7 protein-coding genes and 2 pseudogenes are annotated in these 12,457 nt (G+C 50.1%); 2 read left to right on the top strand and 7 right to left on the bottom strand.

Translation table 11 applies throughout. The features are described 5' to 3' along the window. Positions 1-441 precede the first annotated feature (441 nt). The 5 genes and pseudogenes from JI735_RS35825 to JI735_RS16285 all read right to left on the bottom strand — a co-directional run bounded on the left by JI735_RS35825 (position 442) and on the right by JI735_RS16285 (position 7,901). Positions 442-657, bottom strand: a complete 216-nt coding sequence (locus JI735_RS35825; protein ID WP_233182827.1) for a hypothetical protein — start codon at positions 655-657, stop codon at positions 442-444. 91 nt (positions 658-748) lie between these two features. Then, positions 749-1,666: an IS110 family RNA-guided transposase gene (locus JI735_RS16305; RefSeq protein ID WP_411830110.1), complete on the bottom strand. Its 918-nt coding sequence runs from the start codon at positions 1,664-1,666 to the stop codon at positions 749-751. A 934-nt stretch (positions 1,667-2,600) separates the two neighbouring features. Next, a pseudogene (locus JI735_RS16295) lies at positions 2,601-3,556 on the bottom strand (3'-5' exoribonuclease YhaM family protein). Positions 3,557-3,925: 369 nt separating this feature from the next. Continuing rightward, positions 3,926-5,484, bottom strand: a protein-coding gene (locus JI735_RS16290; RefSeq protein ID WP_085979244.1) for an IS3 family transposase whose coding sequence is annotated in 2 segments (ribosomal slippage) — positions 3,926-4,851 and positions 4,851-5,484 — 1,560 coding nt in all. Because the reading frame shifts where the segments join, the coding sequence is not laid out codon by codon here. Positions 5,485-5,591: 107 nt separating this feature from the next. Further along, positions 5,592-7,901 (bottom strand): FMN-binding protein, encoded by a 2,310-nt coding sequence (locus JI735_RS16285; protein WP_039835922.1) that lies wholly within the window; start codon positions 7,899-7,901, stop codon positions 5,592-5,594. A 497-nt stretch (positions 7,902-8,398) separates the two neighbouring features. Between JI735_RS16285 and hemH the strand changes: the two are divergent. Together hemH and JI735_RS37860 are read left to right on the top strand one after the other, a co-directional pair. Next, positions 8,399-9,217, top strand: a pseudogene (hemH, locus tag JI735_RS16280) (ferrochelatase); the annotation flags it as partial. Positions 9,218-9,225: 8 nt separating this feature from the next. After that, positions 9,226-9,414 (top strand): ferrochelatase, encoded by a 189-nt coding sequence (locus tag JI735_RS37860; RefSeq protein WP_411830124.1) that lies wholly within the window; start codon positions 9,226-9,228, stop codon positions 9,412-9,414. A 284-nt stretch (positions 9,415-9,698) separates the two neighbouring features. Here the strand turns inward: JI735_RS37860 and JI735_RS16275 are convergent, their stop codons facing one another. Both JI735_RS16275 and JI735_RS16270 read right to left on the bottom strand, forming a co-directional pair. After that, on the bottom strand, positions 9,699-10,151 hold the full coding sequence (locus JI735_RS16275) for an IDEAL domain-containing protein (RefSeq protein ID WP_039835926.1): 453 nt from the start codon (positions 10,149-10,151) through the stop codon (positions 9,699-9,701). Between the two features lie 329 nt (positions 10,152-10,480). Further along, the gene (locus tag JI735_RS16270) at positions 10,481-12,286 is read right to left on the bottom strand and encodes an adenine deaminase (protein ID WP_202677571.1); all 1,806 of its coding nucleotides are present in this window, start codon (positions 12,284-12,286) and stop codon (positions 10,481-10,483) included. Between the last annotated feature and the right edge of the window lie 171 nt (positions 12,287-12,457).

Below are 12,457 nucleotides of genomic sequence, written 5' to 3'. Positions count from 1 at the left end.
TGAAAGTGCTTCCAAATCATCTTTAATCCGATTATATGTCAAAGGTTTAACATATGTCAATCCTTTAACATATGCTAAACCTTTGGCATACAAATCCAGAGCGTTGTTTCTCTCAGCATAGCTTGGCAGTCACAAGTAGAAACGGCTACGCCGTCCTCCACGGGACAGCGCAGCCGTCTTGGTTCTAGCGTTACCGGGAGAACGACTCCCCGTGAATCCTACGGCAACTCTTTAAGTGGAAAAAGGGACACTAATTTGCCGGAGTACCCTACCCTCGGGCAGATGAAGTGGAAAAAGGGACACTAATTCAGCCCATTTCGCCATTGGACCAGAAATGTGGCCCAATTTATACGAAAATAACTTTTCCGCTTCACAGCTCGAAAGTGAGTTTCGCTTTAAAGATTCCCTAAATCGGAACTTCATTTTTTTAAAAAGTGGTTATCATGTGGTAGGTGTCAGTTCCACTTGGTAGCCTAGCTTTTGAAGTTTTTTAATCAGGTAGTTTGCGGTCTGCTCTGGGGTGTTCAGATATTCCGTCCCGAGCTCTGTATAGGGGACTTTATCCCGAAGCATCACATACATGATTCGGATCATCGCATGGGCTAATGCGATGATGGCTTTCTGTTTTCCTGCCCGTTTCACGATCCGACTGTACATGGCGGAAAGCCGATTATTCTTGGACTTACTCGCCGCCCAAGCACACTGGACGAGTACGGCTTTCAGACCTCGGTTCCCGCGTTTGTTCTTTTTACTTTTTTTTACCGGCACTCTCATGGTTGGCTGGACACACCCCCACCCAAGAGGCCAGGTGGGCTTCGCTTGGAAAAGGAGACATGTCGGTACCCAGTTCCGCCACGATGCTCGCCGCCGCATCGGTGCTCACGCCTGGAACGGTATCCAGCAGTTCAATTTCCTTCATGTATGGTTGCACCAGCTCCTCAATTTCAGCTTCCAACGTCTGGATTTCACTCTCCAGATACTGCAAATGTTCCAAATGACGCCGGATCATCTTCCGGTGATGCAGGCGCAGTCGGCCGTTCAATGCCTCCACAAGGGAGGGCACCTTCATCTTCAGCCGGGTATGAACCAGCTTGCGGACCTCATGCACATCCAGCACTTCGCCATTCACCATCGAGTCCAGTAGCGCACGCCCGGAAACGCCAAAAAGATCGGAGACATACGTAGTCAGTTTAATGTTGGCATCTTGTAGAATTTTGTGAATCCGGTTCTTTTCTTGCGTCGCGTTTTGCTTAAGTTTGCGCAGATACCGGGTAAGGTCACGCAAATCGCGGATGGGCTCGTCCGGGACAAAGCTTCCCTCAATCAAGCCGCAGCGGTGGAGCTTGGCGATCCACTCGGCATCCTTGACGTCAGTCTTCTTCCCGGGCATATTGCGGATATGATGCGGGTTGGCCAGCGTGATCGTACAGGTGCTCTCCAGAATGTTCCATACGGGTTTCCAAAAGACCCCTGTACTTTCCATGGCAATCTCGGTACATCCCTGCTGCTCCAGCCACTCCTGTAATCTCAAAAGCTCACGGGTTGTGGTTCCAAACGTCTCGGTCACCGACCTGGGTCTCTTCTCCAGGGGGCCACTCAGCAGACAAACCACCACTGTCTCCTGATGAATATCCAACCCGGCACAACGTTCACGAATGGCATCCATATTCCCTACCTCCAAGCCAAAAGTATGCGTGGATCATGCAACCTAAAGAGATAAAATTTTATACACGTGCTCATGGCAACACTCGGCGATCCTCGTCGTTGCAGTGGGTCAGATTAGGTTTCGGGATGTTTCACCAATATTGAATCGACCTCTGATCCACGGCACAATTTTACCAAATATACACTCTGACTTCACCTGATTTTCATGACCGACGGTGGCCGCCAGGCCATGGATGATTAGGTTTACTTTTTCCACTTCACTCTCAGGATTTCTTAATTTCTGGAAAAATAAGTTCCCTTTTTCCAACTAGCACCTGCGAAGAAACCGGTAAAGACGGATCGCCCTATTCCTTCGCGATCGATCCGCAGCCGTTACGGACAGGGGAGCCGTTATGGATAGAAGATTCGTCTATTCCGCAGGACTACGGACTCAGATGCCCTTATTTGTCCCTTTCCCCTTTATTCCTGGCTCCATCGAACGATCTAACGGCTCCTGAGTCCGTAACTGCTGAAAAAGTAAGATTTTTGGCAAAATAAGGGCTCCCCTGTCCGCATCAGTCCGCTGATGGAGCCCTATCCTCCTGCATCGCTTATATCCTGTGAGGCTTCCAAGATATCCACATTTTGTTACACTGCATTACAGTTAAATAAGGGGGAAGTCTGTTCCCCCAAAACATATAAACTCTTATCTTTCAAGTAGAAACGGCTACGCCGTCCTTATTAGGAGCCTATGCTTCCGAAGCAGCGATACAGAGTATCGCTTTCAGGTACCCGTTTCAGCGAGAAATAGAAGGATAATTTACAGCGTGAAGCATATAAATTCTTATATTTATGTCAAAGACCACCTGCTTAAGCAGGCGGTCTTTGACATAAATATTGACGACTAAAGTCGTTGCCGAAGACTTACATTAATTCTGAACATCCATACGCGAAAATTAAATCTTCATCCGGTACACAGCCTTATTCTCCAGCCCCCGGATAAACGGCGTCCATTCCTCCGTCTCAGGTGTCGTATCCAGCGCATCCTCTACCATTTGCAGCTTCGCATCCAGCGCATCGATATGATGCAGGGCCACGGCCTCCGCCGTCTGCGGCTGCACCGGGCTGCCCCATTCACCCAGATTATGATGGGATAATACCAGATGCTGCAGGCCGAGCACTTTTTCCGACTCCAAATCAATGCCGGAGCGGATCGCGGCCTCGGTAATCCAGTTCGAAGCCATGGAGATATGGCCGATCAGCTTGCCCTGCACACTGTAATCAGACACGATCCCGAACTGGGAAATCATCTCTTCCGGCTTGGCGATATCATGCAGAATAATTCCCGCCTTCATCAGGTCGGGGTTCAGGAACGGACGCTGCTTGCAGAGAAACTCGCCGATTTCCAGCATCCGCACCATATGATAGGCCAGTCCGGCAAAATAAGCATGATGATGGGTTTTGGCCGCCGGATAATGCATTAATTTCTTTTCCACCTTACCCACACAAAAAGATACGATCGTTGCGATCTCCGGGTCAGTGATGCTCGCCATAACGCCTTTAATCGTATGAATCAGATCAACCGGCCGGATCGGGGCGGACCTGATAAAATCAGTAAGAGAGACGTTGTCACCGTCATTGGCGAGTCTGATCTTGGTTATTTTCACCTGGAGCTTCTCACGGTACGTATGCGCAATCCGCGGATCTTCACCAGCGCCATCGGGAAAAAGGTTTCTTTATCCGTTGTGCTTGCATCCCAGTACTTGGCCGAGATCTGGCCACTGGAATCACCCAGAACAATATCAAAATAATCCTTTGGAGGAGTACCGTTTGTTTGTTTGATTGCCAGCTCTCGCAGCAGATAAAAGCCGACAAATTCATCCTGTGGAGATAGCTGTTTAATTAGTGTCATTTTTGGAGCCTCCTATTACTAACAGGGCCTAAGCCTGTTTGTGTATATTAAACTTTAGACATTCATCTCCAAAATCCCTTTAATTACTATACGATTCCTATTTCTAATTATGCCCTTGTCCCATCACAAGCCGTTTTTACCCAATTCCGCCAGCTCCGAAAATCTTGTAGCTTGTTATACCATTACTCGATTCACCATTCCGCCCGCTTGCACACAATTCAAATGCATTTCACCTCTTTTCCCTTTAGACGAGTTGAACTAAAAGATTAGAATGTAACCATAATTTTTGAAACGATAAAAAAAGGGTTGCTCCAGGCCATGTGCTGAACTGCACCCCGTCAAGTAGACAGTACAAAAAATAAAAGTATTTTAAGCGGCCTTGGTCCTGAATTCAATGGGACTAAGGCCGTTTAGTTTTGCCTGTAACCGCTCGTTATTGTAAAAGTGAATGTAGGCATCAATATCTTTTTGGAGCTCTTCAAAGGTCCGGTAGGTATCCAAGTAATACTTCTCACATTTCAGTGTCCCCCAGAAGGACTCCATCGGTCCATTATCAATACAGCAGCCTACTCGGGACATACTTTGCTTCATTTCTGTTTCGTCTAACATCTCCTTGAACTTCAAGGAAGTATACTGAAACCCACGGTCGCTGTGGAGTAGGGGATGACTTTGAGGTGCCGCTTGTACGGCGAGCTCAAAGGTCTCAAAAACCAGTGCGTTATTATTGGAATGCCCTAGCACATAGGAAACAATGGACTTATCGTATAGGTCTAATATGGCGCTCAAATATGCCTTCTTTCCGTTTCCATACTTGAATTCCGTGACATCCGTAACCCATTTTTGGTTTGGCGCTTCGGCATGGAATTCACGGTTCAGCACATTCTCTGCGACCTGCTGAGGCGTAGAGCCTACGTACTTCTTCCGCCTTCTACGAATGACCGACTGGATGCCTTGGATCTTCATGAGACGGTACACTCGTTTCGTATTAATGGGTTTGCCTATCTGCCTGCGCAAATGCAGGGCCAGTTGGCGGTATCCATAGATGCGTTCCACCTTTTCGTACAAGCAGAGCATCTCTTGCATGAGCTTCTCGTTGTGGACTTCTCGGCGGCTCGGTTTGCGGTTTAGCCACTTGTAATAACTTGACCGCGAAATGCCTGCAATCTCACACAAAAGCTGAATAGAGCAGGACTCCTCTTGCTGAACAGCCTGGATGGCCAGGTAGATATTCTCTTGACGAACGGAACTTAATGTCCCCTCCTTTCGAGTTCCTCTAACTTTTTTAGAAAAGCATTCTCCGCACGGAGCCGTTCGTTCTCGTATTCCAGCTTCTTCATGGCCAGCTTGTAGCGTTCTGCATCCGTCAGCTCTTCCGGCGCTTTCGTACGCCCTCTGCCGTCCCGCAGAGCCTCTTCTCCGCCGGCCTGGTACTTCTTCACCCAACTATATGTTTGCTGGTAGGACACCTTGAAATGGCTTGCCGCCTTCGTATAATCTTGTCCATTGGCAAGACAGTACAGCACAATGTCGATCCGCTCCTGCCATGTCGTTATCCGTCCTTTGGTCATCCCTCTAGTTCCTCCTGAATTAGCGGTTAAGCTGTTGCTATGACTATTATACTTCTTAATCCAGTTGGCGAGTTGGGTAGTGCTTGCAATCTTATACTTGTAGATGATTTGGCTTTGCGACAATTCCCCCTCAAGATAATCCCTAACCGCTTGGAGTTTGAGCTCCTCAGAATATGTACGGTTATGAGTCCGAACGTCTAGCCCCTCGTAACCGTACAACTCATACCGTCGCCGCCATTTCATAATAGAGTTCTTGGTTACTCCGAACTTTCGGGCTGCAGCCTTTACTCCGATAAATCCCTCTTTAATTTCTTGGAGGATCGTTAATTTTTCGAACGCTGTAAACTTCTTTTGTTCCATAAAAATGCTCCCCATACAGTAACAGGTTTTTATTATTTCACCTGTCTACTATATGGGGAGCATATCATGCATGACCCGGAACAACCCTTAATGATGTCCTAAAAAAATTATTTTCCTGCTGCTTCCAGTGCAGCTTTGATGGCTTCAACCGCTTTGGCGGAGACTTCCTTCTCAGCATCATTGCTGCCGAATGCCGCTGCACGGTACCCATACTTGTGCAGGCCATTGCCCGACGAAGTATTTTCGATTTCTGCCTTTACAGCCTTTTCAGCTTCAGTCAGCTGATCGTAAGCTTTTACTTTGCCTGCTGCATCCAGATAATACACGGCCATGGTCACTGGAACATTATATTTTACAGTAACCATTACATTTACAGTTTTGTCGGTGCTTACACCAATAAAAGCTCCGTTAAAGTAAGCGGCTTTGCCGGCCTCAACAACTTCAGCTTTGCCGTATGCTCTGTCCACCGCAGCTTTCAATGCATTGCTGCTGCTGGTTGCCCCGGATACCGCATCCACTTGCTGCACACCTTCTCTGGTGCCGGCGGCAAGGAAGCTGGCTGTCAGTTGAGGAAGGGCTTTTTGCACTTCAGCATAAGCATTTTTGCCCAGGTCAACCATATTCATGCCTACACGGCTCAGAGCAACATTTACGATTTTGCCGTTGCGCAGAGTAACGTCAGCTTTGTTCGTTCCTTTGTCATAAGCATCGCCATAGGCAGTGAAGGTGCCGTCTTTGTAAGCGCCCTGCTCCTTGGAAGCATTGGTCAAAGCGTCTGTCAGTGCGGCTCTCGCCGCTGCGGTCAACGCTTCCTGACCCGTAACGTCAGCGATCTGTACGCCTTTGTCAAGAAGTCCGGCAGTCAACTGTTCAACCAGAGTTTTCTGTTCAGCAGTCAGCTTATCGTCTGCAATCAGTTTGCCGTCTGTTCCGAACAAGCTCAATTTGATGCCTGTTACCTGGTCTGCTGCTACATCAACAAGCATGAAAATCCTGGACGCATTGTCCACGCCGGCAAATTTGCCGTCAAAGTACCGGCCGGCAGCCGGAGCCTTCAGAGCCTTCTCGAAAGCTCTCTCTACAGCCTGATTCCAGCCGTGGCTGCTTTCGGTAGCGCCGGAGATTCCGTCTACCTTCTCATTATAATTAGCGATATAAGAACCGTTAGCAAGCAGTTTGGCTGTCATTGGAGCGTTGGCCTTCACTACTTCAGCATAAGCGGTTGCGCCTCTGTCAATCAGGTTGGTGCCCAGTCTGTACAGCTTCACATCAACCAGCCTGCCATTGCGGATCACCACATCTGCTCTTTCTACGCCCACGCTTCTTGCAGTGCCGTAGGAAGAATAGAACCCGTCAATATACGCCGAAGTGTTGTTGATGCTTGCGTTTTGTTCTGCATCCCAGAAAGCTTTGATGGCAGCCTTGGACTCCGCTTCGAAGCCGGCAAACGGCTGGGTGGAAGAACCGTTTGCCAGCAGTACAGGTGTAATTGCGGCAATTGCTGCAGTTTGTTCTGCTGTGTAGGTTTTTTCGTCCACGAAATCTCCGGCTGCATTCAGCGGATACAGCTTCACCGCAGTAAGCTTATTAGCATCGTAGCTGGCGAATACAGCATATTTGCCTTCCGGATCTACACCCATATGGTCGCCTGCAAAATAAACAGCATCCGCCGGCTTGACCTTAAGCGCTCTTTCAAATGCTCTGTCGACCGACAGCTTCCAGCCATTGCTGGAGCGTGTTGCGCCGGAAACCGCATCCACTGCTGCTGCGCTGTCTCTGGTCTGGCCAAGCAGTCTGTCCTTCATCAGCTTGTAGGCCACCCACACGCCGCTGTAATTCTCGCGGGCATTTCTGTCGATAAGCTTCGGGCTGGTTCTCAGCAGCTCAATGTCAGTGATTTTACCATCTTTAATGGTTACCTTAGCGCCTTCGGTACCTTTGGAGTAAGCATTGCCGTAAGCTGTATACACTCCGTCCTGATACACATTCTGCTTAACCGTTACGGGTTTTGCGGTCGCTGCCGGTGCAATGGTTGCAGTTGGCTTAACGGTAACAGCTGGTGCAGCCGTTGCCGTTGGTTTCGCTGTTGAGGCAGGTTTAGCTGTTACAACGGGCTTGGCTGTTGCCGTTGGTTTTGCGGTCGCTTTGGCCGTTGCCGCCGGTTTAGCCGTTGTTTTCGGGGTTGGTTTCGCCGTTGGCTTCGCTGTTGGTTTCACGGTTGGTTTGGGTTTCACGGTTGGTTTTGCTGTTGGTTTTGCTGTTGGTTTTGCTGTTGGTTTCGCTGTCGCCGCAGGTGCCTCCTCCGAAGCCGCTGAAACCGCATCCACCTTTAGATTCAAGGCAGGTGCATTAATCGTATACGCGAGTGGCGCGAGCAGCAAAGCTGCGCTGACAGTCAAAGAAATTAGCTTTTTCAATGAGTATTCTCCTTATCATATCCCCAGTAGTAGTAGCCTTTCACATCCAAGCTCCTTCATAGTCATCTCTCTTCGGCTCTCTTCTGTTCTTATGAAGCCTCCTTCATAAGACATTAGAGGTCATCCCCCCTCTCCCAATCCTGCGCGACCCATCCGTGCATCCAAAGATGCCATCCATTTTATATGCCTCATTAAAGGTGAAAGATTTCACATAAAAAGGTGAATTAATTCACAAAAGAAAGGATTCAAGTCTGCCCGCGGCAAATTTCTGGCTTGAATGTACCAAAATCCCCCTTTGCTTCTCTGTATACTAAATCACATACCCTATAAGAAACATCACTATTTTACAATTAACCTAAAAGACATACTCACTTTTCCTCTCAATTCCTTCCATTTAATCCGCCTTATGATAATCATGTGATACCTTATATTGTATTCTTAATAATGGATGTGATATTTTGGAGTGATGTCAAGTTGATAGAAAGGAGTCTTATGTCATGCTGACCCCCGCTCCTATCGGTGTGATTCTCGCTCAGATTGGAACACCGGAAGCTCCCACTGCCAAGGCTGTCCGGCCCTATTTGCGCCGGTTTTTGTCAGACCGCAGGATTATCGATTATCCGCCATTCTTCTGGCAGCCCCTGCTCAGGGGAATTATTCTGCGCGTCAGGCCGCGCCGCTCCGCACTGCTGTACAGTCAGATCTGGCAAGAGGATGGATCGCCGCTGCTGCTTCATTCACTGGACCAGCGTGCCGGGCTTCAGCGGCTGCTCGGCAGCCGTTATCTAGTTGAACTAGGACTTGCCTATAGTGCGCCAAGCATGGAACAGGCAATGGGCAAGCTGGAAGCGGCTGGCGCCACACGAGTGGTCGTCGTTCCGCTTTTTCCGCAATACTCTTCTACAACAACCGCTTCGGTTTATGATGCGGCGAGCTTTGCCGCTCTCGGACGGCGCAGCGCCAGCGGGCCGGTCACCAAACGGTTTGTACCCGCACTGCGTTTCATGGAAGCCTACTATAATGAACCGGGATATATCTGGGCAATGAAAGAGCATCTTATGCAGCAGATCAGCCGCTTAAGCACGCCGCCTGACTATTATGTGCTGAGCTTCCATGGCATTCCCCGCAGATATGCAGATACCGGAGATCCTTACCCGCTGCAGTGTCTGGAAACGGCGCGCCTGCTTGCGGAGGTTATGGGCTGGGAGACGGGATGCTGGCAGGCCGCCTTCCAATCCCGCTTCGGACGGGAGGAATGGATCGGTCCCTCTACTTCTGAAGTCTTGAAGGAGCTCGCCGGACGCGGGATCCGCAGACCTATGATATTCTCCCGGGCCTTACGACCGACTGTCTGGAAACCCTGCATGAGCTGGCTGTCGAAGGCCGGGAGCATTTCGCCGCAGGCGGCGGGCAGCCGGAAGACTTGTTTGCTGCACCATGCCTCAATGACAATGAGGAGTGGCTCAGCTTTTTGGCAGAGCTGGTAGAACGGAATGCCCTAGGCTGGATCTAGAGGCATTCCGTGTATAAGGTATTCCCTGGATTACGACACCACCAAGAAGGGGCCCTGCTCGATGCCCACTTCTGGCTAAATCAAAGATACTTCTACCTCTCATTTCACTCAATTGCCCACATCTGGCCGAATCAAAGGTATTTCTACCTCTCATTTCACTCAGACACCGAGCATATAAATCCCCCTATAATTCAAAAAAACAAGCCGCCCGTCCGCATATAGTCATGCGGGAGAAGCGGCTTGTCAACCTGATTCCGAAAGGAAGCTATGAATGATCGGTATTCTCATACGGTCAATTGCTTGTATTTGGCGGTTAATTCCTCGAACCATTGCTTATCCTGCAGCGACAGTGCAAAATCGATTAATTCGGCAATTTCCTCCGGCTGCAGTTCCGGCGAGTCATTGAAGCTGACCTCGGCCCAAGCCGTCGCCGCACCATTGGCGCCTTCTGCAAAATCATAAGAGAAGCGGAGCTTGATATCACTTTCCAAAAATTCGCTCCTCAGGAAGTACAGCACCTCGCACATCAGAACCGGCCGGGTATGGCTGTCAAAAACACAATCCATGACTTTGGCCCAGTAGTGCTGGTTGCTGAGATGCAGCTTATCATTCGTGAGCAGATACTGCTCCCCTTGAAAATCATTGACGAATCTCAGTTCAACCGGCTCTATTTTAAAAATCGCAGCAATTTGCTTTCTGGTGATATTCACGATGTCCTGCGTATCTAATCTCATCATTTCATACACCCCGTTCCACATATTTGGTCTTTCCGTACCTTGTTATCTTCACAATATGCAATAATTTTAATTAATTTAAAAATATTATCGTCTATTTTCGGCAGAATGTTAATGTTTTTATAAAAAATTTATAAAAATATGTTTCTTATTGTGATGAATTGGTTAATTTATAAGGTTTGTTTACAAATCCGTTACATTTGACTGCCAAAAGAGTCTGAAAAGACCAAGCCGACAGGCCCTGTTAAGCTATTATTCCTACACAAAAATGGGGTGTCCCAGTCAAAATGATGACTGCAGACACCCCATCGCCTAGGACCGGCTATTCAAGATTAGACAAACAAGGATACGAGTTCAATCCCCTCTTCCGGTGAAATGCGGACCAGGCCTTTATCGGAAATACGCAATGTCGGGATCACAGCCAGCGCAAGCAGGGACAAGGTCATAAAGGCATAATTCAGCGTGCAGCCCGAATCATACAGCGCTTTGCTGACCGCCGCAGACTTAGCTGCTGCCATTTCGAAGGGCTCTACAGACATCAGTCCGGCAATAGCCAGCGGAAAAAGCGTGGTTCCGGTTTCTGTAATTACAGCCACACCGCCCTGAGCTTCAGCAACCGCCCCCGCCGCTTGTGCCATCAGCCCGTCATCATTGCCAATCACCAGCACATTGTGGCTGTCATGGGCAACGGTCATGGCGATAGCCGCAGGCTCATGGAAGCCGATTCCCGCTACAACACCAACCGACTTGTTGCCGGTCCCTTTGTGGCGCTCCAGGACAGCTATTTTACACAGGCCATTCCCGACTTGCAGTCTGCCTTCTGCGACCGGCAGGTCCAGGATCAGCTCCTCTGTCTCCACATGGTTCTCGATGACCCGGATGACCCGGGTTAAGAGGCTGCCTGATTCAATCGGCGCACGGATCACAAAATCCTCCGCCACAGGCTGCTGCGGCAAATGCACCGAAGCCAGCACCTCCCCGGGATAGGCATATGGTGCAAGCGAAGCGGTCATGATGCCATTTTCAGCAACTACAACACCTGCCGCAATGGTCATCACCACATGCACATCCGCCAGATTTCCATCCAGTAAAATGATATCGGCACAGGAGCCGGGAGTAATCGAGCCGATATCACGGGCAACGCCAAAGCGCTCGGCCGTGTTGATCGTCGCCATCTGAAAAGCGGTAACCGGCTTCACCCCTTGCGAGATGGCATGGCGCACCACAAAATCCATGTGTCCCTCATCGCGCAGCGATTCCGAACTGCGGTCATCGGTCACGAGCAGCATCCGGCGCGGGTCCAGTCCATGCTCCGTGTGCGCGGTGATCGTCTTCGCCACATCATGCCAGGCGGAGCCGCGGCGCATTTGGGCATACATGCCCAGACGGACGCGCTCGATCACATCCTCAGCTGTGACACACTCATGATCGCCGGTCACGCCAGCGGCGGCGTACACAGGCAGTCTCCAGTCATTCGCCGGCCAGGTGAAATGCCCATCCACCACCCGGCCGGCACGCAGGGTTGCCTGAATTTCCCCGAGCATTTTACTGTCTCCGTAGACGACACCGGGGAAGTTCATCACTTCGCCCAGCGCGATCACATCCTCGCCCCAGGTGTACGCCTCCGCTACCTCCTCCGGCCCAATGGAAGCGCCGGTTGTTTCAAATTCCGGACCCGCAGAAGGCACACAGGAGGCAACCTGCATATAAGCAGCCAGCGGTGTTCCGCGCATCTCCTCCAGCATCAGCCGGATGCCCTTCAGTCCGAACACGTTGGCAATCTCATGCGCGTCGAAGAATCCGCCCGTTGTCCCAAGCGGAAGCACCGCCCGGGCAAATTCGGTTACGGTGAGCTGCGTGCTCTCAATATGGCAGTGTCCGTCCAGCAGTCCCGGAGCGATGTATCTCCCGGCTGCTTCGATGACCCGGGTGCCTTCGCCGATCATGTGCGAGACATCTTTGCCAACATAGGCGATACGTCCACCTTGTACCGCAACGGACATCCCCTCCAGAATTTCACCAGAACAGACATTGACCAGCTTGCCCCCGGTAATGACCAGAGTGGCGGGCAAATCGCCACGGGCGGTGGCTACAAGCTCCGGCACACAGTCCGCGAGCGGTTTTCTTGTAAATGACATGTCTCTCACTCCTTTAGATTCACTATCCAATATACATCCACTTCTATATATTCAGCAAAAACGGCCTCACTGTTCCCCTCCGGGACCAGCAGCCGTTTCTGAATTCAACATCTATTTACTGCCGCCCCGGGACAGCCCGCGGCGGGTTGTACAGGCATACTAGCGGGGTGT

Origin of the sequence: Paenibacillus sonchi (assembly GCF_016772475.1) — a bacterium.
Taxonomy (GTDB): Bacteria; Bacillota; Bacilli; order Paenibacillales; family Paenibacillaceae; genus Paenibacillus_AQ; species Paenibacillus_AQ sonchi.
The sequence above is the reverse complement of the archived record's forward strand: the minus strand, read 5'-3'. Positions and strand labels throughout refer to the sequence as shown.